Source organism: Pectobacterium hainanensis (assembly GCF_046237015.1).
GTDB lineage: Bacteria > Pseudomonadota > Gammaproteobacteria > Enterobacterales > Enterobacteriaceae > JBJYIN01.
The window spans coordinates 53,103-77,233 of record NZ_JBJYIN010000006.1; the positions used below are offsets into that span (position 1 = coordinate 53,103).

Annotated in this window: 22 protein-coding genes; 16 read left to right on the forward strand and 6 right to left on the reverse strand. The window is 49.8% G+C overall.

What is annotated here, in order from left to right:
- Positions 1-266 precede the first annotated feature (266 nt).
- The 6 genes from purB to ACKPVM_RS07720 all read left to right on the forward strand — a co-directional run bounded on the left by purB (position 267) and on the right by ACKPVM_RS07720 (position 5,735).
- The gene (gene purB, locus ACKPVM_RS07695) at positions 267-1,631 is read left to right on the forward strand and encodes an adenylosuccinate lyase (protein ID WP_409308329.1); all 1,365 of its coding nucleotides are present in this window, start codon (positions 267-269) and stop codon (positions 1,629-1,631) included.
- Between the two features lie 11 nt (positions 1,632-1,642).
- A complete protein-coding gene (locus ACKPVM_RS07700) occupies positions 1,643-2,170 on the forward strand; it encodes a GNAT family N-acetyltransferase (protein ID WP_409308331.1) in 528 nt (175 codons plus the stop codon).
- Positions 2,171-2,181: 11 nt separating this feature from the next.
- Entirely contained in the window at positions 2,182-2,976 is a 795-nt protein-coding gene (locus ACKPVM_RS07705; RefSeq protein WP_409308332.1) for an amino acid ABC transporter substrate-binding protein, read from the forward strand.
- A gap of 77 nt (positions 2,977-3,053) precedes the next feature.
- The gene (locus ACKPVM_RS07710; protein WP_409308334.1) at positions 3,054-3,725 is read left to right on the forward strand and encodes an amino acid ABC transporter permease; all 672 of its coding nucleotides are present in this window, start codon (positions 3,054-3,056) and stop codon (positions 3,723-3,725) included.
- 9 nt (positions 3,726-3,734) lie between these two features.
- Positions 3,735-4,496, forward strand: coding sequence for an amino acid ABC transporter ATP-binding protein (locus tag ACKPVM_RS07715; protein WP_409308336.1), 762 nt, complete (start codon positions 3,735-3,737; stop codon positions 4,494-4,496).
- A gap of 81 nt (positions 4,497-4,577) precedes the next feature.
- Positions 4,578-5,735, forward strand: coding sequence for a M20 peptidase aminoacylase family protein (locus tag ACKPVM_RS07720; protein ID WP_409308338.1), 1,158 nt, complete (start codon positions 4,578-4,580; stop codon positions 5,733-5,735).
- Positions 5,736-5,939: 204 nt separating this feature from the next.
- Here ACKPVM_RS07720 and ACKPVM_RS07725 read toward each other — a convergent pair whose 3' ends face one another.
- On the reverse strand, positions 5,940-6,671 hold the full coding sequence (locus tag ACKPVM_RS07725) for an amino acid ABC transporter ATP-binding protein (RefSeq protein WP_498044272.1): 732 nt from the start codon (positions 6,669-6,671) through the stop codon (positions 5,940-5,942).
- A 571-nt stretch (positions 6,672-7,242) separates the two neighbouring features.
- Between ACKPVM_RS07725 and ACKPVM_RS07730 the strand changes: the two genes are divergently transcribed.
- The 3 genes from ACKPVM_RS07730 (at position 7,243) to ACKPVM_RS07740 (ending at position 9,822) form a co-directional block, all read left to right on the forward strand.
- Positions 7,243-8,469: an aminotransferase-like domain-containing protein gene (locus ACKPVM_RS07730; protein WP_409308340.1), complete on the forward strand. Its 1,227-nt coding sequence runs from the start codon at positions 7,243-7,245 to the stop codon at positions 8,467-8,469.
- Positions 8,466-9,107: a glutathione S-transferase family protein gene (locus tag ACKPVM_RS07735; protein WP_409308342.1), complete on the forward strand. Its 642-nt coding sequence runs from the start codon at positions 8,466-8,468 to the stop codon at positions 9,105-9,107. The genes ACKPVM_RS07730 and ACKPVM_RS07735 overlap by 4 nt, the downstream gene beginning before the upstream one ends.
- Positions 9,108-9,204: 97 nt before the next feature.
- Positions 9,205-9,822 carry a cysteine dioxygenase family protein gene (locus tag ACKPVM_RS07740; RefSeq protein ID WP_409308344.1) on the forward strand — a complete coding sequence of 206 codons (618 nt, stop codon included), beginning with the start codon at positions 9,205-9,207 and terminating at the stop codon, positions 9,820-9,822.
- A 117-nt stretch (positions 9,823-9,939) separates the two neighbouring features.
- Here the strand turns inward: ACKPVM_RS07740 and ACKPVM_RS07745 are convergent, their stop codons facing one another.
- Positions 9,940-11,574 carry a rhodanese-like domain-containing protein gene (locus tag ACKPVM_RS07745; RefSeq protein ID WP_409308346.1) on the reverse strand — a complete coding sequence of 545 codons (1,635 nt, stop codon included), beginning with the start codon at positions 11,572-11,574 and terminating at the stop codon, positions 9,940-9,942.
- 586 nt (positions 11,575-12,160) lie between these two features.
- Here ACKPVM_RS07745 and ACKPVM_RS07750 point away from each other — a divergent pair.
- The 5 genes from ACKPVM_RS07750 to ACKPVM_RS07770 all read left to right on the forward strand — a co-directional run bounded on the left by ACKPVM_RS07750 (position 12,161) and on the right by ACKPVM_RS07770 (position 16,471).
- The gene (locus tag ACKPVM_RS07750; protein WP_409308348.1) at positions 12,161-12,853 is read left to right on the forward strand and encodes a DUF1847 domain-containing protein; all 693 of its coding nucleotides are present in this window, start codon (positions 12,161-12,163) and stop codon (positions 12,851-12,853) included.
- 207 nt (positions 12,854-13,060) lie between these two features.
- Positions 13,061-13,912, forward strand: coding sequence for a transporter substrate-binding domain-containing protein (locus tag ACKPVM_RS07755; protein ID WP_409308349.1), 852 nt, complete (start codon positions 13,061-13,063; stop codon positions 13,910-13,912).
- A gap of 70 nt (positions 13,913-13,982) precedes the next feature.
- Positions 13,983-14,843: a transporter substrate-binding domain-containing protein gene (locus ACKPVM_RS07760; protein WP_409308351.1), complete on the forward strand. Its 861-nt coding sequence runs from the start codon at positions 13,983-13,985 to the stop codon at positions 14,841-14,843.
- 76 nt (positions 14,844-14,919) lie between these two features.
- A complete protein-coding gene (locus ACKPVM_RS07765) occupies positions 14,920-15,660 on the forward strand; it encodes an amino acid ABC transporter permease (protein ID WP_409308352.1) in 741 nt (246 codons plus the stop codon).
- Positions 15,650-16,471, forward strand: coding sequence for an amino acid ABC transporter permease (locus tag ACKPVM_RS07770; RefSeq protein WP_409308354.1), 822 nt, complete (start codon positions 15,650-15,652; stop codon positions 16,469-16,471). The genes ACKPVM_RS07765 and ACKPVM_RS07770 overlap by 11 nt, the downstream gene beginning before the upstream one ends.
- A gap of 37 nt (positions 16,472-16,508) precedes the next feature.
- Here the strand turns inward: ACKPVM_RS07770 and ACKPVM_RS07775 are convergent, their stop codons facing one another.
- The 4 genes from ACKPVM_RS07775 to ACKPVM_RS07790 form a co-directional block, all read right to left on the reverse strand.
- A complete protein-coding gene (locus ACKPVM_RS07775; protein ID WP_409308356.1) occupies positions 16,509-17,264 on the reverse strand; it encodes an amino acid ABC transporter ATP-binding protein in 756 nt (251 codons plus the stop codon).
- Entirely contained in the window at positions 17,261-18,382 is a 1,122-nt protein-coding gene (locus ACKPVM_RS07780) for an amino acid ABC transporter permease (protein WP_409308358.1), read from the reverse strand. The genes ACKPVM_RS07775 and ACKPVM_RS07780 overlap by 4 nt, the downstream gene beginning before the upstream one ends.
- Before the next feature lie 9 nt (positions 18,383-18,391).
- Entirely contained in the window at positions 18,392-19,567 is a 1,176-nt protein-coding gene (locus tag ACKPVM_RS07785) for an amino acid ABC transporter permease (RefSeq protein ID WP_409308360.1), read from the reverse strand.
- Between the two features lie 176 nt (positions 19,568-19,743).
- Positions 19,744-20,793 carry an amino acid ABC transporter substrate-binding protein gene (locus ACKPVM_RS07790; protein ID WP_409308362.1) on the reverse strand — a complete coding sequence of 350 codons (1,050 nt, stop codon included), beginning with the start codon at positions 20,791-20,793 and terminating at the stop codon, positions 19,744-19,746.
- Between the two features lie 439 nt (positions 20,794-21,232).
- Here ACKPVM_RS07790 and ACKPVM_RS07795 point away from each other — a divergent pair, with 439 nt between their 5' ends.
- Positions 21,233-22,846 (forward strand): ABC transporter substrate-binding protein, encoded by a 1,614-nt coding sequence (locus ACKPVM_RS07795; RefSeq protein WP_409308364.1) that lies wholly within the window; start codon positions 21,233-21,235, stop codon positions 22,844-22,846.
- 13 nt (positions 22,847-22,859) lie between these two features.
- Positions 22,860-24,092 (forward strand): M20 metallopeptidase family protein, encoded by a 1,233-nt coding sequence (locus ACKPVM_RS07800; protein ID WP_409308366.1) that lies wholly within the window; start codon positions 22,860-22,862, stop codon positions 24,090-24,092.
- The last annotated feature ends 39 nt before the right edge of the window (positions 24,093-24,131 follow it).

Sequence of the window (24,131 nt, forward strand, 5' to 3'; positions counted from 1 at the left end):
GTTCAAACCGATATTGGACGATTTTATTTTAGTGGCTGGAAACGGTGAAGCGCTGGGTAGGGTGATATGCCTCTCATGCACCGAATGGAGTGCGATAACGGGCATGTATGGATGTAAATGTTAAAAAATTCTCACCTAATAACTAACTTTTCGTTATATGTTAGATCCCGAAGGTATAAGTACGTTAATTCCTGCATGTTATATTTTTAAGAATTCAAAAGACGATATAAACCCCGCCTGATAAATCCAATACTAACGAGTAAATTATGGCATCACATCTGATTGATTTTCTTCTTATAGGGAATAATTTTGGCACGCCCGAAATGCGGGATGTGTGGTCAGAACATAGTCGTCTGACAAAACAGGTTGAAGTGGAAGTTGCGCTGGCGCTGGCCGAAGGTGAGCTGGGGGTTATTCCTCAGGATGCCGCAAATACGATTGCAGAAAAGGCCGATGCCAGTACGTTGAATGTGGAAGACATTGCCAAAGATGCCGTCCGAATGAAACATTCTCTGATGCCGACGATTACCGCGATCCAGAAACAATGCGGTGCGGCTGGCGAATTTATCCATTACGGCGTAACCACGCAAGATATTGTGGATACGGCGACGGTTCTACAGTTAAAACACGCCTTTGACATCGTTTTCCGCGATACTCAACTGCTCGCGGTTGAATTAAAGCGTCTGTCGAAAAAACATCAGTACACGCTCATGACGGGCCGTACCCATGGTATGCAGGCGTTGCCCACCACGTTTGGCTTCAAACTTGCTGTCTGGCTGGATGAGTGCGTTCGCCACCTTGAGCGTTTAAGCGAGATTAAAGAGCGTGTTCTGGTTGGGAACATCAATGGTGCGATCGGCACCTATGCGTCTTTTGGCGATAAAGGGCCGGAAATTGAGCGCCTGACGCTGGATAAACTCGGGTTGAATACGCCAAACATCGGCTGGCAGTCTGCCCGGGATCGTTTTTCCGAATATGCTTCGGTAGTTGTACTGATTAGCGGTACGTTGGGCAAGATAGGTAATGAGCTGTATAACCTGATGCGTACCGAAATCAATGAAATCGAAGAGCCTTTCTCTGAGGGTAAGATTGGTTCAACGACGATGCCGCATAAGCGTAACCCTGCGGCGTTGGAAGGGTTGGCAAGCTTGACCGCGCCGGTGCTCAAAAGCGCTGCGTTGATCCATGAATCCATGAAAGTGGAGCATGAGCGTGATGCGATGAGCTGGCGTGCTGAGTGGATCGCACTACCTGAAATCAATATTTACCTGTCTGCACAGCTACAGAACGCGCTGGGTATTCTGCGTGGCATGTCTGTCAATGAAAAACAGATGCTAGCGAATCTGGAATTGCAAAACGGTTTGTTGCTCTCTGAAAAAGTGATGTTCGAGATTGGTAAACGTTTAGGCAAACAGACGGCTCATCACCTGGTTTATGAGTGCTCCATGGCGGCATTCGAGAACAACCAGCCCTTTAAGTCCGTCTTGCTGGCCCATCCGGTATTATCGGAACAGTTGACGTCTGCCGAGCTGGAAGAATGGCTGAATCCGGCGAATTATCTGGGCAGTGCGCCTCAGAAAGTGGACGATGTGATCCGCTATGCGGATAACTCCGGTCTGTTACCTGCGTAAAAGGCAAAATGATGAGCACCGTATTTCGCCAGATTACGCTGGACGACGACGAAGCGTTTCTAGCACTCGCGCTGGCGGCGTTTGAACCGATTCGCCAGTTAGGCATCAATTTCTCTGCCGCACATGCGGACATTGAAATGGTTCGCAACCATATTTCATCTCACGGCGTATATGTGATGGAGAAAGATGGCACGATGGTGTCTTCATTCACGATCCGCTATCCATGGGGACCCGAACCGGGGCCCTTTGGGTTGCCGCATTTGGGCTGGTTTGCCACACACCCTGACTATAAGAAACAGGGTTTGGGTAAGCAGATGATGAACTGGCTTGAGCAGAATGTGTTAATTGCTCAGCTTAAAGCACCTGCGGTGTCATTGGGCACGGCACAAAATCATCCATGGTTGATCGAGATGTATAAACATCATGGTTTCAAGGAGGTCGGACAGACCTATCTGGGGAAAGGCCATCTGACGATTTGGATGGAAAAAGTCCTGGATGACCAACGTTACGATCAATGGAAAAAAAGAAATTCAAAATGAGAGGCATGAAAATGATAACGAAAAAATTAACTTTGTCCGTTTTAGCGTTGACGACTGCCTTTCTTGTGGCTGGCTGTGATTCTCAGGATACGGCCAAAGGTGAGAAAGTGTTGAAGGTGGGGTCAACTGGCCAGAGTTATCCCAGTAGTTTCAAGCAAGATAATAAATTAGTGGGTTTTGACGTCGAAGTGACGGAAACCATTGCCAACGATCTGAATTACAAAGTTGAATGGGTTACGGCAGACTTCAGCGGCCTGATGGGGCAACTGGAAGCGCGTAAACTGGATACCGTGGCTAACGTGGTGGCCATCACCCCCGCGCGTCAGGAAAAATACAACTTTGCGCAGACTTACAGCTACTATGGTAGCCAGATTGTGACGCACAAAGATAACGCAGCGATTAACACGCTGGACGATCTTAAAGGAAAAACGGTCGCTGGCGTGCTGGGGTCTAACCATGTCAACAACCTGAAAAAAGCCTTTCCTGATGGCAGCGTGACGATTCGTACTTACGAAACGCGTGATGGTGCGATGAATGATGCGTTGTCTAAACGTGTCGAAGGGTATGTCAATTCCCGTCCTATTCTGTTGGCAGAAATCAACAAACGTAATTTGCCGTTCAAACTGGTCGGTAGCTCTCTGGTTGTTGAAGAGGTAAGTTTCCCGTTCCATAAAAACGAACAGGGCGATGCGCTACGTAAACAGTTTGATGAAGAACTGAACAAAATGCGTGCTGATGGACGCCTGAAAGCGCTGGCGGTTAAGTACTTCGGTGAAGATATTTCGGTACCACCTTCTGCTCAGTAATTCGTGATGTATTCACGACAATCTTAATGCCATCATGCGGTGTTTATCGCATGATGGCAGTATCAATGGTATGACTCATGAATATCGATCTCGCCTACCTGCTAAAGGTATTTCCCCAGGTATTAAGCTATTTACCCACTACGCTGCTGCTTGCTGTGGTATCGATGCTATTTGCTATGGTGATCGGACTGGTGCTTGCGCTGGTACGTGAAGCTAAAAATATCATCGTGGTAAAAGTGGTAGAACTCTATATCTCGTTATTCCGCGGTATTCCTTCGCTGGTTCAGCTATTTATCATCTATTTCGGCCTGCCGCAGCTTTTCCCTGGACTTTCCAACCTTGATGCCATGACGGCAGCCATTATTGGTTTTAGTCTGAAAACATCGGCTTACATGGCAGAGATCTTCCGTGCAGCATTGGCCTCGGTGGATTTTGGCCAGACGGAGGCCGGGTTGTCCATCGGGATGAACAAAGCACAGATTTATCGCCGTATTGTGTTGCCGCAGGCCATGCTTAATGCGCTGCCAGCGACAGGCAACACGTTTATCTCTCTGATTAAAGATACGTCAGTTGCGTTTGCGCTGGGCGTTTCTGAACTGTTTGCGGAAGGCAAGATGATTGCCGCCGAATCATTACGTTTCTTTGAGACCTTCCTGGTTGTAGGTCTGATTTACTGGCTGGTGATCATTGTTTATGCCTGGCTGCAAAAGCAGTTGGAAAAGAAACTGAATCATTCGCTACAGCGATAAGGGGCTGACATGATTAGTGTAAAGAATCTCACTAAAAGCTTTGGCAATCAGGTGGTGCTGAACAATATCAGCCTGGATATCGCGAAAGGCGAGGTGGTAGCGATTATCGGCCCTTCTGGTTCGGGTAAATCGACATTGCTACGTTGTTTAAACCTGCTTGAAACGCCGGAGTCCGGCACGATCAAGATCGGTGAACAACTGTTGAATACGAACCGCTATTCGACCAAAGAAGCCTATGCATTGCGTCGTCAGACGGCGATGGTATTCCAGAATTACAACCTGTTCAAAAACAAGACTGCGCTGGAGAACGTCACAGAAGCGCTAATTGTGGTGAAAAAGATGCCGAAGAAACAGGCCGATGAGATTGGTTTGGCATTGCTGGAGCAGGTAGGGCTGTTGCCACAGGCTGCGCAGTATCCGGTGACATTATCGGGTGGACAGCAGCAGCGCGTGAGTATTGCGCGGGCGCTGGCCGTCGATCCTAAAGCGATTTTGTTTGATGAACCAACGTCAGCGCTGGATCCCGAGCGTGTTCATGAAGTGCTACAGGTTATTCAGAAACTAGCCAAAAATAATACCACCATGGTAATTGTGACCCATGAAATGCAGTTTGCGAAGGAAGTCGCCGATCGCGTGATCTTCATGGCTGACGGTCATATTGTTGAAGAAGGGCCAGCAGAAAAAGTGATCAGTTTTTCTGATAATCCACAAACACAGCGTTTCTTACGGCAACTGACCAAAATGCCAGAGCCGGTTGAATACGATATCTAACTGAAAAAAAAGAAGGACCCTGACGGACGGTAGCAAGCCTGCACACGCGTAAACAGGGCAGATCAATGTGGAGAAGCAGTAATGAAAATAGCACCTCAGCATGAGCCGTTGGCTCAGTTTATTCAGGCATTCCGACACGACCTGCATCGTCATCCTGAACTTTCGAACCAGGAATTTGAAACGACCCGCAAGATCCGGGACGTTTTGGACAAAGAAGGGATTCGCATTCTTAACCTGCCGCTGAAAACGGGTTTGGTGGCAGAAGTCGGTGGTTTACAAGACGGCCCGTTGGTAATTGTTCGTTCTGACATTGACGCCCTGCCGATTGAAGAAGAGTCTGGTGTGGAATTTACCTCAAACAGCCAAGGGGTAATGCATGCTTGTGGTCACGATTTCCATTCCTCTGCGGCATTAGGTGCGGCGATTCTGTTGAAGAAAATTGAGCCCGAACTCAAGGGAACCGTGCGTATCCTGTTTCAGGCAGCCGAAGAAACGGGATTAGGCGCGCCGGAAGTGATTGCGACGGGCGCATTGGATAATGCGGCGGCTATTTTTGGTATCCATAACGATCCAACGCTGCCTGTGGGGGTGATTGGCGGTAAAGATGGCGCATTAACCGCGGGTGTAGACCGTTTTGAAATCAAAATTGCGGCAAAAGGCTGTCATGCGGCAAAACCGCATGAGGGTAACGATCCGATTATTATTCTGGGCCAATTGATTTCATCGGTGCAGACCATTATCAGCCGTAGCGTGCCATCGGATAACAATGCCGTTGTTTCAATTACCCAGGTGCACAGCGGCAGTACCTGGAATGTTATTCCTGATACCGCTTATGTCGAGGGAACCGTGCGTACCTTTAGTCAGGATGTGCGTGACCTGATTGAAGCCCGTTTCCGCCAAATCGTTGCGGGCATTGCCAGTACCTTTGGTGCAGAAATCGAGTTTATCTGGCATGCAGGCCCGCCATCGGTTGTGAATACTGCCGAGTGGGTTGAGTTTGCGTTAAACGTGGCGAATGACGAAGGGTTTGAAGCGCGACGTGTTGAAGCCAGCCCGATTGGCGAAGATTTCGCGTTTTATCAGCAGAAATTACCCGGTACGTTCATGATGGTGGGTTCTGGCGGTCCGTATGCGCTGCATCACCCAAAATTCCGTGTGGACGATCGGGCGTTGTTCCCAACCGCGCACTATTTGTATCAGGTAGCGAAGCAAAGCCTGGAGCGGTTAAGCTCGCGGTAAACTCATTTCCTATGCCGGTGTCATGCCGGCATAATTTTGTGTATTGTCGCGAAAGAGTGACGAATAACCCATTGATATTCATTGAATTAATATTTTCACCATTATTGTGTCTCTATCTGGCGACAGTTAATATGCCAAACCGCTAACTGTTTGAGACAGAAACGATAAAATGGTTAACGCACCTTTTCTCTCCGCGCCGTTATCTCAGGTGCGTAACGCATTAATAAAGGCGTGGGTTCGCAGGTTCTGCGGATGATGAAACACTTGCTCCGGTGTGCCTTGTTCAATAATACGACCATGCTCGGTAAACACGACACGATCGCTAACCTCTTGTGCGAAGCGCATCTCATGGGTAACCAGGATGCAAGTCATGCCCTCGCTAATCAATTCTCGGATCACCGCCAATACTTCACCGACTGTTTCTGGATCCAGTGCCGATGTGACTTCATCGAATAACACCAGTTCTGGATCCATGGTCAGTGTCCGTGCGATGGCGACTCGCTGTTGCTGACCGCCAGAAAGTTCACCCGGATAACTGTTATATTTGTTTTCCAATCGCACGCGTGTCAATAATGCCATCGCTCGCGCTTTTACCTGCTCTTTGGATTGATGCAGGATTCGAATTGGACCAATCATTAAATTTTCCAACACGGTAAGGTGGGGAAATAAATTATATTGCTGAAAAACAAAGCCAATACGTTTGCGTAATGCGATACGTTCATTTTCATTTCTCAATAAATGTACACCGGTATCCCCGATAAATATTTCTCCCTGATGGGGCGTCACCAACCCGTTAATGCAACGTAAAATTGATGATTTCCCTGAACCAGACGGACCGATAATGGTCAGCGCCTCTCCTTGAGAAACCTGCAAATCAATACCCTGCAATACGGCAGTATTACCCAGAGTCAGATGGACGTCGTTGATTCGGACCAGAACCCGTTCGGTGTTTGCCCACGGTATATGCTGGGCCGGTATTGGCATCGATACCATATCTAAATCTCCCATATATATTCCAGTACGAAGAGCCTATCCCATTAGGGCTATTTTATTTGCCATTTTGAACCTGGGCAGTGCTCGAAATCCTCACGTACTACGTGTACGCTCCGGTTTCTCCGCGCTGTCCGTGTCCAAACTGACTGCACCAATAACGCCTACTGGGATAGGCTCTAAGCCGATCGCCCCACATCCGTAATGTAACGCAACACTGATGGTATTTTTTACATAACGAAATCATGACCCGTAGGGGATAGACAGGATGGATATCATAAAAAATGAACTGAGGTTATTAAAAGCAAAATGAAGGTAAAAACTAAATACTTAATTCAGATTTAAATAGGTATAAATGATATATGGCTATTGTTTTCAAAATCCAATCGTTATTTGTAGATAACTAAACGTCAGGAGATGCTTTATTTATTTAGTGAGAATATATAGCTCTTATATTTATTTGTGAGCAAAAATAGATTGCGATAAGAACAAGTATTCGTTGTTATTCAGGAATGAAATGATGAGTACTATACCATTCGATGCTAGCCCACTGTTTCGCTCTGGTCTGCCTGAGCCAACCCCCATTTGGCAAGGTATGGCCGATTTTACTTTCAATGCCGGACACAATGCGCCGGAGTTGATCCCACTGGAAGAATTGGCCAGCGCAGCGCAGAACGTTATCCGGCGCGAAGGACGCGGTTTGGCAATTTACAATCAGGGTGATGGGCCGCAAGGGAGCAAATATCTGCGGTGTTTTGTCAGCCAGAAACTAACGGCTCGGGGGATTAACGTCGGCATCGACGATATTCTGATCACATCCGGTTCCGGTCCGGCATTAGATCTGGTGAACAGCTTATTGCTGGAGCCGGGAGATACCGTGCTGGTGGAGGCGTACTCCTATGCTGGCGCACTACGGAAATTACGTGGTCGGCAGGTCAATATTGTTGCGATTCCGCTGGATGATGAAGGGATACGGATTGATGCGTTGGCGACTATCCTCAACGATCTGGCAAACCGCCATGTGACGCCAAAATTCATCTATACCATCCCTACCGTGCAAAACCCGACCGGGGCGATCCTTGGGTTAGAACGTCGACATCAGCTGCTTGCGTTGGCTGCGCGCTACCATACGTTGATCGTTGAAGATGAGTGCTATGCCGATATTGTCTGGTCGGGAAATGACATACCGCCAGCGCTGTATGCACTCAGTCCACAACAGGTCATTCACGTTAGCTCTTTTTCCAAAACGCTGGCACCGGCGGTACGCGTGGCCTACCTCAGCGCCGTTCCGACGATCCTGCGCCAACTGGTGTCGCTGAAAGCGGACGGCGGTACGGGAGCCCTCGATCAGCTCATTGTTGCTGAGTATTTCTCTGCTCATTTTGATACGCACGTGGCCCGTCTGCGTGAAATGCTGGCGCACAAACTGGCGGTATTGGTCACGGCAATACGGGAGGAGCTGGGAGAAAGCGTCAGACTCTGGTTACCAAAAGGCGGTATTTTCCTGTGGCTTGCGCTACCGGACGGCGTGGATACCCGCGAGCTGGTAAAAGCTGCGGCCGCGGTGGGGGTGGAATTTAATCCTGGCCCTGATTGGGCTGTCGAGGGTGAAGCGGCAAAAAATTGGTTACGCCTGTGTTTTGCGTTGGAGAGTGAAGATCAAATCCGTTTGGGGATAACCCGCTTAGCTGGTGTGCTACGTCAACATCCTTTGCTGGCTGATGCGCGACGGATCAGCGCATGATCGATCTCTATAGTTGGAATACGCCCAACGGGCGCAAAATATCGATCCTGCTTGAGGAATTGGCTTTGCCTTATCGAATACATCGCATCGATATTGGCAAAGGCGAGCAGCATCGCGAGGCATTCAGGACGATCAGTCCCAACGGTAAAATTCCCGCGATTGTTGATAATGATAATGGTCTGGCGCTGATGGAATCCGGCGCAATCATGATCTATCTCGCCGATCGAGCTGGTCGCTTGCTCGCGCCAGAAGGCAGTGAACGCTATCGCACCCTGCAATGGCTCATGTGGCAGATGGGCGGCGTTGGCCCCATGCTCGGCCAGGCCCATCACTTTCTACATTATTTCCCCGGTAAATCTGCTTATGCGGAACAGCGCTATCACGCTGAAGCAGAACGGCTATACAGCGTGTTGAATCAACACCTTACAGGACGAAAAACGGTAGTGGATGCGTATTCTATCGCCGATATCGCCCTGTGGCCGTGGGTCGCAAGGTTTCATTATCACCGTATCAATCTGAACGACTATCCCCATGTCCGTGACTGGTATCTGCGTCTGGCAGAGCGGCCTGCTGTTCAGCGCGGCTATCAGCTCCCTGATTTTAGCGGTGATATTCCGTTGCCGGATATTGGTGATTAACGCTTGGTTTCAGATTTTAGATTATCCCGGTTCATTTTCAGACGGTGTTTTTCTGTGCCTGAACGTAGCCGGGTCTTATAAAAACAGGAGAAAGACAATGGCATCTGCGGAAATAAACGTCACACAACGTCAACAGGCGGTGAGCGCTGTTCTGAATGATATCCGGGCAATTTTGGCTCAGGAGGAACTCTCTCGGGCGCTTTTGGATAAGATCACAAATCGTCTGACAAAATTGGCAGCGCAGCGTGATTTATTCAGCCTTGAGGATTTTCCGCCACCAACGGAAGAGACCGAACCTTCCACGCATTACCGGTTAAACAGTCAGGATGGTGATGACGATCTGGCGTTGTATCTCAACTCATTGTTACCCGGCAAGAATACGTTACCGCATGATCACACAACCTGGGCCGTGATCGTGGCCGTTGATGGAGAGGAATTAAACCGTATTTACCAGCGTTCTGATGACGGTAGCCAACCCGATCAAGCGGATTTACGACTCGTGCGTGAAGTGGTTGTTCGACCTGGAGAGCCACTTGCCTTTTTGCCGGATGATATCCATAGCATTCATGTCACCGGAGACCAAACTACCAGACATTTACACTTGTACGGTCGGCCATTGGAGACGTTGGTGCGACGAGTGGCTATCGATCCACAAACCGGAAAAGTGAGTAATTACAACGCGACACAGATGAAACCGGTCAAAAAGAGCGCGTAGTGCTGAAAATATTCACGTGGCTCGTTAACCGTAGTAACGAGAGAAGTCACCACCTTTCCTAAAACGAACACCCGCGCTAAGGCGGGTGTTATCGTATTTCACATACGTCGGTAGACATTACAGCAGATTAAAAGATAACTCGCCTCCGGGGCGTTTCAATTGCTGTACTAAGCCAATTTCCCAATCCAGATAATCCTGAAACAGTTGGTTGCGCCTGACAAGGTCGCTAACGTTATAGCCGCTGAGCCGCTGGTCTTCCTCGCCTGTCAGAATGGCATCGTTTCCGCTTTCTGTCGGTAGATTGGCGTCAAACCAAGCCTGATTTCCGCCCGTTAGCACGATAACGTTGATCGCATAACGCTGTAATTCGCTCGCCACCAGCTTAGCCAGAACACCGTCTCTGGATGTTAAGACCCACGGGTGTTGAATATCGGCGTCTCCTGGTTTCGGTAGCCATTCCGTCAGGCGATGCGGTGCGATAAAACGTGCGCCGATAATATGCTGGCGTATGAAGCGTAAACTGTCATCTACATCAATAACCTGTGCTGCCCGTTGTTCTAATCGCTGGTGCAACTGTTGTGGTGAGATCTCATCGACAGGTGCCAATGTCGTATCGTGCAGTACATGGGGTGACGACGGCCCTGATTCTTGTTCCTCATGTGCTGCTGGCTCATAGAGAAAAACATCAAATCCGCCTAGTTGTTTTAGCCATACGGCGGTATGCCTGGCGCGTACACCGTCCCAGTCAGCCAGAACAATACGCGCACCACGCGTTGCGACGAAGCGATCGGTCGCCTGCACTAACTGTCCACCGGGGGCCCAGCGGAATCCCGGTAAGTGTCCGGCCTGATATTCGTCATGGGTGCGCGTGTCGAATTGATACAGCGTACGATTGGGATCGGAACGTAATCCGACTAGATCGGACGTCTTCAGCGTGGTGATCCCAGCCCGCTGTACCAGTTGAGACGCTTGCTGACGAGCCGCTTGCAGGTTTTCGTCGCGTGGTTGAGGCAGCGTCGTTTGTTTTCCCTGATTGAGAGGCTGATTTTCCAGCAGCCATGCCATCGTGCCGTTGGTTAATGCAACGACACGATGAGGCAGTGCTGCATCAATAAGCGTTTGTGCACCGATGATGCTGCGTGTACGACCGGCGCAGTTCACGACGATCAGCGTCTGGGGATCGGGAGCCAACTCTCGGATACGGTAAGGCAGTTCACCGTTGGGGACATTGTAGGCACCGGGCAAGCTGAAGTTTTCGAACTCTTCCGGCGTCCGTCCATCGACGATGATTAAGTTCTCTCCGTTAGCCTGACGTTGGCGCAGTTCGTTGACGGAAATGTTCGGCGTATGCGCCGTGACCTCAATGATTTCTCCCAGCGCTTTACTGGGTACGTTTTCATCGATAAAAATTTCCAGTCCGGCAGCTTGCCAAGCCAGTGTTCCACCACTCAATAGAGCAAGGTGATGATAACCGAGCCTTTGAAGTCGGTCGGCAGCCTCTTCCAGCAATGAACCGTCTTCATCGATCAAAACGATCGGTGTTGAGCGGCGTGGTACTAAATCACCAATGAGTAATCCCAGTCGCCATAGTGGCGCATTGGCCGCCAGTAACAGATGGCCCTGGGTATAGAGTCCGTGTTCCCGAACGTCTATCAGGGCGATTTCCTCCGCGGTATTGAGTCTGGCCAGTAATTCCTGTGGTGTGAGTGATTGAAGTGGCGGAGAAGTGGTTGGAAAAGATGCTATAGACATGGGGATTCCTTTTTCATGAATTGATATATACCCGTCATACTTCAAGTTGCTTGTGCGTTGGCTGCGCTCATTACTCGGCTCATCCATGAGCCTCGCCCCGTTGGGGCCGCTGCAAGCAGCGTTCAAATCTGCTCCTGGCAGATTTGTCACCCGAATCACTTACCTGAGTAAGCTCATCGGGATTCCCTCACTTGCCGCCTTCATGCAACTCGAATTATTTTGGGTATACCCGTCATACTTCAAGTTGTATGTGCGTTGGCAATACTCATCGGCTACCACACTCTCGCTCTGACAGGTCGCAGCAAACAGTGTTTAAATCGACGTAGCCAATTTCCTATTTATATTTTCGGTACCGAATGATTATTCTCTTCATGGATCAAATGTAGAGTCAAACGACAATATCAGATAATAAAATCGTCTTTTTTCAATAGGATTAAAATTAATATTTAATACCGTTTTTTAGCATAGCATCCTACGGTGTCATTTTTATTTTCATGCTATTGATATGAGAAATCATTGGTTTTCAATCTTGTTATTTTCCCTTTAATTTACAGGGATACTCATGATTGCATAACGGGGTTGTACCGTGGCCAATAAATTCAGCTGTACAGAATGTAATTTTCTTAACTGCCAGACTCAGGAAAGTGAATATCCGAGGAAGTGTCTGACGACGGCACAGGGTAATGATAGCCTGCTACAGAATAGCCTGGTCAGATATACCAGCGATCCGCTGGTAGAAAAGATTATGCATGCTTCTGCACAGGTTGAAGGGCAGTATTACGGTCAGTTGACGCGGGTAGAAGAAATTATTGTTTTTGCTAAAAAGATAGGCGCGAGAAAAATTGGTATCGCTTCCTGTGCCGGGTTGATTCGTGAGAATCGCATCTTTGCCGATATTCTGCGGGCCAATGGTCTAAAGGCGTTTGGCGTATTGTGTAAAGTGGGCGCACAAGATAAGGGAAATGTTGGTATTGATGAACAAGACAAAATCCAGCCAGGCCAATATGAGGCGATGTGTAATCCAATCATGCAGGCTGAATTATGTAATCAGGAAAAGACGGATCTGAATGTGATTAGCGGGCTGTGTGTCGGCCATGATTCGTTATTTATTAAACACTCTGAAGCACCGGTTACCTATCTTATTGTAAAAGATCGGGTGTTGGCACATAACCCTATTGGTGCGTTGAATACGAGTCATTCTTATTATAAGCGAATGACAGAAGGTGTCAGGCTGAATGATGATGATCGGGCACTGGCGGTAAAAGTGATAAGTGAATAACGTTATCCGTGTATAGATATTGGTCGTTATCGGTTCACGCGATTACCACCTTAGTGGATACATCGGAATATATTTCCCCCTATGGCTGAGTTTAAATTATTTAGCGGAATATTCGCTATTCATAGCATAAATAATGATTTCACAGTATGTGGGAATCCATGAATGATATTTTTATTATTTTAACGTAATGGAAGATGAGAGCACCGGATGAATAATAATAAGCAACATCAAAAAATATCGTGGAAAAAATGGCTTATTTCATTAGCGCTGGTATTGCCCGTATCGGGAATGGTCCAAGCAGATGCGACGTTGGACAAAATACATTCCCGCGGCAACGTTGCCATTGGTGTTTTGATTAATGGCGGTGATTTTGGCTCTATCGATCCCACGACTCAGCAGTTAATTGGCTGGAACCCGGAGTTGGCACGGCAATTGGCTAGCGATTTGGGGGTTGAGGTTGATTTAGTCCCGGTACAAACCGCGACTCGCGCTCAGTTTTTAATCGCCGGTAAGGTGGACCTATTGATTGCGTCCATGGAGTTGAATGCGGAGCGAGCCCAGAATTTGGGCTATGTTCCGACACCGTTTTACCGCGTCGGCGGCACGGCTTTAACGCTGCGCAATAGCGGCATCACCCGCTGGGAGGATCTACGTGGTAAAACCGTGTGCGTTTCTCAGGGAAGCAGTTTCACCCGTCCTCTGGTCGCGGACTATGGCGCCGAACCTAAAGGATACAAAAGCTCTTCAGATTCATTGCTAGCCCTGAAAGGGGGACAGTGTGTGGCGGCCGTTCATGATTCTACCCTGCTGCAACCGCTGGTACGTAAAAGCGGAGAGTGGGCTGACTATCATGCGCCGATTGCCGCAGAGATCTTACCCGCTGATTCCGTCGTCTGGACGCGAAAAGGTGAGGCCGACACCATCGCCGCTGTCGATCGTATCGTCCAATCCTGGCATCGCACAGGCTGGTTGATTGAAACAGAAAAACGGCTGGGCATTACGCCACCTCAGCCTGCATTACAGGAATTACATACCAAATTCAGCACCGCGAGTCGCTGATAGATATAACTTTCAAGCTCGCCGAGATGACACATATCGGGCGGGTTGGGTGACTACAGGGAATATGAATATGATGAAAAAAAATCTTTTTTTACGTGCGGTACTGGCTCTTACGCTGATGCCATTGGTTTCTTCAATCAGCCAGGCTGATGCCACGCTCGATAAGATCAAGGCACGCGGTAAGTTGGTTGTTGGTGTTGATGGGCCTGAACCACCGTTTGGGTTCCTCGATCAGGCAACCGGTAAAATCAGCGGGTTTCAGACCGACCTAGGGCAGGATATTGCTCAGCGCTTAGGCGCTAAATTAGAGGTCGTGCCGGTCACGGCGTCCACGCGAGTGCAGTTCTTGCAGTCTGGGAAAGTCGACTTGCTGATAGCGAATATCCAGTGGACGCAGGAACGTAGTGAAGCACTTAGCTATGCGCCGACGCCTTATAACCTGGTCGGTGGGGCAGCATTGGTGCGTAAAGACAGTCAGGTACAACGCTGGGAGGATTTAAAAGGCAAAGTAGCCTGTGTGTCTCAAGGGAGTAATTTTACCCGCCCGCTACAAGAGCTTGGTGCGATCGTCAAAGGTTTCCGTGGTATCCCCGAGTCGTTGCTGGCGCTGAAAGGCGGGACGTGTGACGCCTCGGTTCATATCTCGCCAGCCATGCGCCAGGTGTTGGTGGGAGAGAGCGCATCACAGTGGCAGGATTATCGGATAGGAACGCCAGACCAATTAATTCCGTCGCCCACGGTGATTTGGACCCGACGGGGGGAAGCGGATACTCGCAAATTTGTCGATGATGTCATTCACGATTGGCATCGTTCCGGATCGTTATTGCAACTGGGGCAGCGTTACGGCGTGCCGGACGAATATTTCCGCGATGCCAATACGAAAGCCCAACGGGGTGAGTTCGATGCGGCACCGCCAGAACCCGCTTCCTGATGTGTTTCGGAAAATGATGAAAGATGAAGAGACGAAACGATGAAGGCGGTGGCAGTGTGATACCAAAGGGGCGGCGATGATTCAGTTTCTTTTGACCGAACTGGTGGCATTTTTCAAGCCGCTGGGCCTGAATTACTCATTTGTGCTGGATCCGGTTGATCGTGCCGCGTTTCTTAGCGGTATGGCGGTTTCCCTCGAGCTGTGTTTGTTGACGATACCTTTCAGTCTACTGACTGGCGTGGTGATGGCGGCGGGATTGAGTAGTCAGTCGCGTTGGCTGGCCGCTCCGATCGGTACTTTTGTTGAACTGGTGCGCAATACGCCAACGCTGGTGCAATTATACTGTGCCTTTCTGGTGCTCAATATGCTGATTAGTCAGCATATTGGTCAGGGAAGTAGCCCCATTTCACCACTGATGTGGGTTGTGCTGGTGGTATCAATACATAAGGCCGTGTTCCATGCCGAAGCATTGCGCGCGGGTATTGAAGCCGTACCGCCGATTACGTTGGAAGCCTCTCGCTCCATGGCATTCAGTCGCAGGCAAATTTTCTGGTATGTACAGCTACCGTTGGCGGTGCGTTTTTCTCTTCCTTCGCTCATCAATAATCTGGTCGATTTAGTGAAAATGACGGCAATCGCGTCAGCTATTGCCGTGGGCGATGTGACCTATCAATCCATCATGATTTGGTCACAGCGTGACAATGTACTGGAGCTGATTCTGCTTATTCTGATCTATTTCGCCGTATTGACTTGGTTAGTCAGCGTGAGTGGGCGGTGGCTGGAAAATCGTTTGAGGATGCCGGGTTATGGTCAATGAAATCGCGGTGAGAAATATCCCGTTACCGAATGGGTATCGTCCCCTTGTCGGAGCCGTGTTATCCGATTTTTGGGTGATTGTCCTGCTGGCCGTTGTTGTGATTAATGCACTTTGGGCGGTGACGGAGAGTGCGCCGTTTGCCGTGGTACAACTGTGGCGCTGGCTACCTTCTTTGTTTCAGGGATTGGGGGTCAATATCGGAATTAGCGCACTCGCCATGCTGCTGGGAACGTTGGTGGGGTTGGTTATCGGTAGCCTATCGTTGGCACCTTCACGTCTGTTGCGAGCGGTTACGCATGGTTGGGTTCAGGCTTTTCGCAATGCTCCGGTGCTGGTGTTAATTTACTTTACGACCTACGTGTTTCCCTTTGAAATCGTTCTGATGCATTGGTATATCCCTTTCCCTGACTGGATCAAAGTAGTCATTGGCCTCGGTCTGCCAGCCAGCGCTATCGTTGCGGAGATTTTTCGCGGAGCGGTGCAGTCGATCCCCAGTGCTCAATGGGAAACCGCGCAGTCGATGGCATTTCGCCGTAACCAGATTTTTCGCTATATCATTTTGCCGCAGTGCGTTCGGCGTATGCTGCCGCCATGGATGAACCTCTATGCCAGCATTACCATGAGTACGTCGTTGGCTTCGTTGGTTGGGGTACATGATGTGGTGGATATGGCAACCATTGCCAGCAATACCGTGGCTCGTATTGATTTCACGATTTTGGTCTATTTCGTATTGCTGATGTTTTTCTTCTATTACTGCTACCCGATTTCTCGTATCACAAGGCAGTTGGAGAAAAAGTTAAACACGCATTAATGGCAGGCTGTTGTCGTGAGACAACAGCACGTCGAGATTAATGGCTTAGTATCTGATCCAGGAACTGTTTGGTCCGTGGGTGTGATGGCATATTGAAAAAGGTTTGCGGCGGCGCAGATTCAACAATGCTGCCGTCAGCCATCAGAATCACGTTATCGGCGACGGTTTTCGCAAATCCCATTTCATGAGTGACGACGATCATCGTCATCCCTGATTCCGCTAAATCCAGCATGACATCCAATACCTCTTTGATCATCTCCGGGTCGAGCGCCGAGGTGGGTTCATCGAACAGCATAATTTCCGGCTGCATACATAAGGCACGCGCGATCGCCACGCGTTGCTGCTGTCCTCCCGATAGCTGGAGTGGGAACTTATGTGCCTGATTAGCGATATGCACCTTTTCCAGATAGTGCATAGCCAGTTCCGTTGCTTGTTGCTTTTTCATTTGCCTGACCAACGTCGGGCCGATGATCAGGTTATCCAGTACGCTCAGATGGGGGAACAGGTTGAATTGCTGGAACAGCATGCCAATGCTCAGGCGGATCCGATTGATATTCTTGAGATTGTCATTCATCTCAATACCATTAACCAAAATTTGCCCCTGATGGTGTTCTTCCAGTCGGTTAATGCAGCGAATCAGCGTGGACTTACCGGAACCGGAAGGGCCGCAGATTACGACACGCTCTCCTTTTGCCACATTCAGCGAGACGTTATTGAGTACCTGAAAGTCACCATACCATTTACTAACGGATTTGATTTCAATCACTGGCTCGGCGGGAAGTGAACTACTCATGACAACGCTCCGTGGTTATGTGTTTCAGGGTTACGGCTGGCATCAATACGCTTTTCTACCCACAGCGCATAACGGGAAAGTAAAAAGCCGAACAGTAAATAGATAGCCGAAATAAAAATATAGGTTTCAATGTAATAGCGTCGCCATAAGGGGTCCTGCATGACCGATGTTGTTGCGGTCAGAATATCGAACAGCCCAATAATGATGACAAACGAGGTGTTTTTCATCGCGGCGATAATATGGTTGGTCATTGCCGGTAAACAAATGCGCAATGCCTGCGGCAGGATGATCTTGGTCGTGGTATGCCAATATCCCAGGTTGAGTGCGGTTGCGGCCTCATATTGCCCGCGTGGTACGGATTGCAACCCACCGCGAATCACCTCCGCCTGATAGCAGGCAAAGAACAGGGCAATACCAATGATGATGCGCACCAGTTTATTAATTTCCATTCCCTGCGGCAGGAACAGCGGAAAAATATTAACCGCGACAAACAGAATGGTAATGAGCGGTACGCCACGTAAACATTCGATGAAAATGACCGAGAGTCCGCGTAAAAACGGCAGGGGTGAACGACGACCGAGCGCTAACAGAACGGAAACCGGCATTCCGATGACCACGGTGCCGCTAAATAATAAGATGGTGAGCGGTAGCCCGCCCCATTCTGTCGAGGGAACGTCAGTCAAACCGAAAACGCCGCCGCTCATCAAGATCGCTATCACGATGACGGCGACAGTCCACAAGGGGAGCAGGATTCGGGAATGCCAAAATCGCGGCATTAGCGATAAACCGAGTACCACAAACCAAATCAGCATGGCAATCACCAGACGCCAGTGCTGGTCATAAGGGTAGAGCCCGAACAAAATGGGCCGATGTTTCTCGGTAATGACGGCCCAGCAGGCACCTGCGGCCGCCCGGCAAACATCAGGATTGCTTGTCTGCCAGACGGCATCGATAACGCCCCAGCGGATCAGTTTTTCACCGATTATTACCAGGAACGCCAGCAATAACAGCGTTAGCAAGGTTTGCGGTACGCTACTGAATAAATGGCGTCGTAACCACAATAGGGATGTACGCAGCCTCGGCGTAACGGCGGTGAGTGGCAAAGCCGGAGTTAACATACGTATACCTCAACGCTCTTTGAGCGCAACAACGCGGTTAAAGATATTCATCAACAGCGACGTGACGATACTGACGGTCAGGTAAACCACCATCATGATGGCGATCACCTCCAACGCCTGACCCGTTTGATTCATCAGCGTGTTACTGATATTGGCCAGTTCCGGATACCCCACAACGACCGCAATCGAGCTGTTTTTAGACAAGCTGACGAATTGACTGGTAAGGGGGGGAACGATGACGCGCATAGCCTGTGGGATGACGATGTAACGCATCATATGCCAGGGTGAAAATGACAATGCACGGGCAGCCTCCAGTTGACCTTTGGGAATGGATTGGATACCCGCGCGTACAATTTCTGCAATAAAAGCGGATGAATAGAGCGCAATGCCTAATAACAACGCGGTGAATTCAGGGCTGATGGTGAAACCACCCTGAAAGTTGAACCCTCTCAGGACGGGGCGATCGAGCTGTGACGGGCTGCCGGAAAGCCACCATGTCAACAAGGGAATGCCGATCATCAGTGCCAAAGAGAGGCGGCCAATCGGTAATGTGCGGCCATGGTACTCACGCAGGTAACGCGCTACGCGTGCGAGTATCAGGTTGATGACCAACGCGGCACATACTGCAAGCATAACCCACAGCCAGCCCGTGTGTGCGGAGGGTTGCACGAAAAATAATCCGCGATTAGTGAGAAACCCCAGATTGCCCAGCTCAATGGCCTCGCGTGGCGAGGGGAGGTTGCGGATGACAACCGACCAGAAGATCACCTGGAGAATGACCGGAATATTACGCATGATTTCGATGTATCCCCCGGCAAGTCTGGCGAGTAACCAGTTGCGAGAGACCCGCGCAATACCGACAGCGAAACCAAGAACGGTGGCGAGAATGATACCGCAAAGCGTGACATAAAGGGTGTTGAGTAACCCCACCATAACGGCCCGTGCGTAGCTATCACGAGGGGTAAAATCGATGAGTTTTTCGCCGATGGCGAACTGCGCCGTATGGTTCAGGAACCGGAAACCCGTTGCAATATTTTGCGAACGTAGGTTATTCACGACGTTATCATACAGCCAGTAGCTGAATAAAATAATGAGCGAGCCGAGTAGGATTTGATAAAACCAGGATCGAAACGTCTTATTTAGCAGTATTGAAAACATATCGTTACGGCTAAGCGGCTCTGTCATAAATAAACGTGACAAGGATGTGGTAGTTATTTTTTTCGATGATTTCATGCTTAATTTTTGTCTGATTTCAGGCAATAACGCATCCTCTGAAATATATGATTTCCCCGACAATGCAATCATCGGGGATATTTTCAGTGGAACATTGCCCGAATACCATCGGGCCTATTTATCAGCGGTTAGTGGATCGGTAAACCGTATAACAAACCACCTTTTGTCCAGAGATTATTCAGATCGCGATCGAGTGGCGCTGGCGTCTCTGGGCCGAAATAACGGTTGTAGATATCGCCGTAATTACCCACCTGTTTTACGACGTGATAAGCCCACTTGTTGTCTAGCCCCAGCTTCTGACCATAATCACCGGTGACGCCTAGCAATCCCTGTACGTCAGGATCGGTTGATGTCAGTTTGTCGTCGACATTCTTCTGGCTGACTTCCATTTCTTCGGCATTGAAAGTGGCATAAACCACCCATTTGACGATGTCGTACCACTGATCATCCCCCTGACGGACAGCCATCGCCAGCGGCTCTTTCGAGTAAATACCTGGCAAAATCACATGGTCGGAAGGATTTTCCGCATCGAATGTCCGAACGCCGGGTAAAGCGACTTTATCGCGGGCAATGACATCACAGCGTCCCGACAAGTAAGCGGCGACATACTCTTTGTTATTTTCGATAACGACCGGGGTGTAATGCAGCTTCCGCGAGGCAAAAATTTGTGCCACGTTGCGCTCGGTACTGCTGCCTGGCGTGATACAGACCGTCGCGCCATCAAGATCTTCTACTTTCTTCACCCCTGCATTCGCACGCACCATAAACCCGGTTCCGGTGTAAAAGGTTGGCGGGGCGAAATTCAGGCCCAGCGAAGTATCGCGCGACAGGTCGGCGGTGATGTTTCGCGATAAAACATCCACTTCACCGGATTGAATCGCCGGGAAACGCTGCGCAGTAGACAATGCCGCAAAACGGACTTTACTGGCATCGCCAAATACGGCAGCGGCTAACGCACGGCAATAATCCACATCCAGTCCGTTCCATTGCCCTTTGCTGTCGATTGAGGAAAATCCATGCCGCGCAGGGTGGACACCACAGATGAGCTCCCCTCTGGCCTTGATTTTCTTCAGCGTTTCGCCATGGCCAGAAGCCGCCGTTTCCGCATGTGCGGGCAGTATGGCATTCCCTAACGCCATGAGTATGACGATGGCCCCGACAAATGATTTTTTCAGCATGAAAAGTCCTTATAGCAGGCTATTTCTGTTTAATGTACTGTAAAATAAGTGTTTTTATTTTATGTGTTCCTTTGTATACCAATGTTCTCAGTCTTGGGATGAAATGACAAATAGCAAATTTGACTATGTAAAGAAGAATAATGGATATATGTCAGTAGGGACGTTAGCTACAGATGTCGCTTGTCTTTTTATCGCACATTTTTTCGCCACTGATTTTTATCGTGGCGTCTTATTTTGGTACGTTTTTTTTATTATTTTCGTTTTTATTGATCTTCTCAAATATATCTTTATCTAAAAAATAGCTTTGCTTTTCTTTTTTTTATGCTTTATGCGGGATTAAATTTCTACCTAATATCTGTCTCAGACCCTATTTATTTTTAGCGGGCGATAGCTGTTATTTTTTTTCGTTAGGCTCTTAGCAAACCGGGGTAATCCTATTATGAATATCAAAAGAAGAACGTTTATTGGCGGAATGGCTGCACTGGCGACGTCAACATTATTACCACTCGGTGCCATTTTTCCTGGTTCGGCGTGGGCGGCACAGCGGGATGGAACATTAACGCTGGCTTTCAGTACCGAGCCCTCATCGTTAGATCCGCACTGGCATACCGTCAGTGCGAATGCCTCGCTCTCGACCCATCTGTTCGATCGACTGGTGTATCCCGATGCACAGCAAAATCCACAGCCTGGTCTGGCAACCGCCTGGCGAGCCATTGATGATTTGACCTGGGAGTTTGATCTCCGTCCTGATGTTCATTTCCACAATGGTGATTTGTTCACGGCCGACGATGTGCTTTTCACCTATGAGCGTGCGCAAAATGTGCCGGGTGCGCCTTTTTCCATGCGGGCTTATCTGGGTGATAAAACGGTGGAAAAAATCAACGATCGTCAGATTCGTATCCGCACGAAGGCACCTAACCCTATCGTCCCTAATGAGCTAAGTACGGTGTCGATTATTTCCCATCGGGTGGGTAACGGTGCGACCAGCGCCGATTACAACAGCGGTAAAGCGGTGGTCGGAACCGGGCCGTACCGATTGGTGGAATCTATTCCGGGTAATCGGGTAGTGTTGGAGCGCAATGAGCAGTATTGGGGAGCAAAGCCAGCCTGGCGGCGAGTGATTATCCGTCCGATCCCGGCGGCGGGCGCTCGGGTTGCGGCACTGCTGTCTGGTGATGTGGATGTGATTGACAATGTTCCGCCGACGGATCTGGCTCGTCTGAGTAAAACCGCCGGCATTGCGTTAACGCGTAGCGTCACCAATCGTGCCATTTTCTTGAGCCTCGATCAGTCACGCGCGGTGTCACCGTTTATTCGTGCCAAAGATGGTAGCGAGATTCCTAATCCATTTCTTGATCGGCGCGTCCGTCAGGCATTTTCGCTCGCGATTGATAAAGCGGCTATCGCCACACGCATTCTGGAAGACAACGGGCAGCCCGCGACACAACTCGTTCCACCGGGAATTTTTGGCCATAGCCCTAACCTGCCGTTGAGACTGGCTGACGTGGCACAAGCCAAACAATTACTCAGCGATGCTGGTTTCCAAAATGGTTTCCAAATAACATTGCATGCGCCGAACGATCGTTTCATTCGTGATGCCGCCGTTGTACAGGCAGTAGCACAGATGCTGACACGTATTGGTATCTCAGTTCAGGTTGATGCCATGCCCAGCAGCATTTTTTATAAACGGGTTTCCGGTGGTAGTGAAGGCAGTGAATTCAGCTTCTTCCTGGTTGGTTTTGGGGGGGGTACCGGCGAGGCCTCTCCGGCGTTGAAATCAGTACTGCATAGTTACGATAAAACGCGTGGTTTCGGTGCGACTAACCGTGTTCGCTACAGCAATAAGCAGGTTGACGAATTGCTGGAACAAGGGTTGGTGACCCTTGATGACACCAAACGTCAGGCATTGTTTGCGCAGGCAACCGATTTGGCTATCGACGATGTGGCCATTATTCCGCTCTATTACCCGATTAACGTTTGGGCGCTACGTCAGCCGGTAACCTACCCAGGGCGAACGGATGAACGAACTCTGGCGACTGAAATGACGATATAAGGTGATGAAATAAATGTCTTTTCAGGAAGTGTCACCTGACAGACCAAGCGCGGCGGGAGCGGAATGGCAACCCGACGCGTTGGCGCAATCTCTGATGACCGCCGCACTGACATTGCAACCACAGTTAATTGCCCTACGACGGGAACTGCATCGCTACCCCGAACTGGCATTTGACGAGGTGCAAACCGCGCAACTGATTGCCAATGCGCTACGCGATCGTGGCATGACGGTTCGCGGCGGTATCGGCAAGACAGGGCTTGTTGTCGATATTGATGGCGGTCAGGAGGGGAAAACGCTGCTGGTTCGCGCGGATATGGATGCGTTACCGATTCAGGAAATCAATGAACTCGCCTGGCGCAGTGAGCGACCGGGGCTGATGCATGCCTGTGGGCACGATCTGCACTGTGCCACTCTGCTTGGGGTCGGCATGTTATTGCATCAACGTGCATCGTTGTTGAAAGGGCGGGTTCGGTTGATGTTTCAGCCAGCAGAGGAAACCTTTCAAGGCGCTGCGGCGATGATTGCCGATGGTGTCTTGGCGCAAGTGGATTATGTTCTGGGGTTTCATAATCGTCCGTCTCTGGACGTGGGGCGCTTTGGGGTAATGGCTGGCGCGACGACGGCATCGTCGGATCGATTTGAGATCGTGATCGAAGGTGAAGACGGCCATTCAGCCCGGCCTTTTCAGGCGCGTAGCGCGTTAGTCGCGGGGGCGCAGTTGGTGATGCAGATTCAAGCGATTGTCGGTAATGAGATCGATCCGCTGGATGCTTGCGCCGTGGCGTTGGGATCGTTTCAGTCTGGTCACGCGGCAAATATTATTCCAGGTCAGGCACGTTTGCAGGGTACTGTCCGTGCGCGTAGTGAAACGGCGCGACAGCAAGCGGCGCAAACGCTGCGTCGCCTGTGTCTGGCGTTGGAACAAAGCCATCGGGTTACCTGTCGACTGGATTATCAGCAAGGTGTTCCCGCCGCAGTCAATGACATCGGGCTGACCGCATTAGCCGATCGGGCGGTACGTGCGCAGTTTGGTGCGGTCATTGATCCTGTATCGCCCGGTATGGGGGGAGAAGATTTTGCACTGTTGTCCGAGCGCGTCCCAGGGTTTCGATTACACGTTGGCTCATCGCAGCCGGGTCGAAACGACCGCGTGCATACGTCGGATTATCAGCCTGATGAAGGCTGTATTGTCAGCGGCGTCGCCGCCTTGACGCGGATAGCGTTGGCAATATTGGACAGCGAATAGCGGTTGTTCGATCCCCTTTTTATTTACACATCCATCACC

What these genes read in the sequence shown, in the direction of transcription:
- ACKPVM_RS07745 (WP_409308346.1), bottom strand. Translation starts at nt 11,574, where the DNA reads ATGTCTATAGCATCTTTTCCAACCACTTCTCCGCCACTTCAATCACTC.
- ACKPVM_RS07700 (WP_409308331.1), top strand. Translation starts at nt 1,643, where the DNA reads ATGAGCACCGTATTTCGCCAGATTACGCTGGACGACGACGAAGCGTTT.
- ACKPVM_RS07755 (WP_409308349.1), top strand. Translation starts at nt 13,061, where the DNA reads ATGAATAATAATAAGCAACATCAAAAAATATCGTGGAAAAAATGGCTT.
- ACKPVM_RS07770 (WP_409308354.1), top strand. Translation starts at nt 15,650, where the DNA reads ATGGTCAATGAAATCGCGGTGAGAAATATCCCGTTACCGAATGGGTAT.
- ACKPVM_RS07790 (WP_409308362.1), bottom strand. Translation starts at nt 20,793, where the DNA reads ATGCTGAAAAAATCATTTGTCGGGGCCATCGTCATACTCATGGCGTTA.
- ACKPVM_RS07800 (WP_409308366.1), top strand. Translation starts at nt 22,860, where the DNA reads ATGTCTTTTCAGGAAGTGTCACCTGACAGACCAAGCGCGGCGGGAGCG.
- ACKPVM_RS07780 (WP_409308358.1), bottom strand. Translation starts at nt 18,382, where the DNA reads ATGTTAACTCCGGCTTTGCCACTCACCGCCGTTACGCCGAGGCTGCGT.
- ACKPVM_RS07720 (WP_409308338.1), top strand. Translation starts at nt 4,578, where the DNA reads ATGAAAATAGCACCTCAGCATGAGCCGTTGGCTCAGTTTATTCAGGCA.
- ACKPVM_RS07760 (WP_409308351.1), top strand. Translation starts at nt 13,983, where the DNA reads ATGATGAAAAAAAATCTTTTTTTACGTGCGGTACTGGCTCTTACGCTG.
- ACKPVM_RS07710 (WP_409308334.1), top strand. Translation starts at nt 3,054, where the DNA reads ATGAATATCGATCTCGCCTACCTGCTAAAGGTATTTCCCCAGGTATTA.
- ACKPVM_RS07735 (WP_409308342.1), top strand. Translation starts at nt 8,466, where the DNA reads ATGATCGATCTCTATAGTTGGAATACGCCCAACGGGCGCAAAATATCG.
- ACKPVM_RS07785 (WP_409308360.1), bottom strand. Translation starts at nt 19,567, where the DNA reads ATGACAGAGCCGCTTAGCCGTAACGATATGTTTTCAATACTGCTAAAT.
- ACKPVM_RS07795 (WP_409308364.1), top strand. Translation starts at nt 21,233, where the DNA reads ATGAATATCAAAAGAAGAACGTTTATTGGCGGAATGGCTGCACTGGCG.
- ACKPVM_RS07705 (WP_409308332.1), top strand. Translation starts at nt 2,182, where the DNA reads ATGATAACGAAAAAATTAACTTTGTCCGTTTTAGCGTTGACGACTGCC.
- ACKPVM_RS07730 (WP_409308340.1), top strand. Translation starts at nt 7,243, where the DNA reads ATGATGAGTACTATACCATTCGATGCTAGCCCACTGTTTCGCTCTGGT.
- ACKPVM_RS07740 (WP_409308344.1), top strand. Translation starts at nt 9,205, where the DNA reads ATGGCATCTGCGGAAATAAACGTCACACAACGTCAACAGGCGGTGAGC.
- ACKPVM_RS07775 (WP_409308356.1), bottom strand. Translation starts at nt 17,264, where the DNA reads ATGAGTAGTTCACTTCCCGCCGAGCCAGTGATTGAAATCAAATCCGTT.
- ACKPVM_RS07765 (WP_409308352.1), top strand. Translation starts at nt 14,920, where the DNA reads ATGATTCAGTTTCTTTTGACCGAACTGGTGGCATTTTTCAAGCCGCTG.
- purB (WP_409308329.1), top strand. Translation starts at nt 267, where the DNA reads ATGGCATCACATCTGATTGATTTTCTTCTTATAGGGAATAATTTTGGC.
- ACKPVM_RS07715 (WP_409308336.1), top strand. Translation starts at nt 3,735, where the DNA reads ATGATTAGTGTAAAGAATCTCACTAAAAGCTTTGGCAATCAGGTGGTG.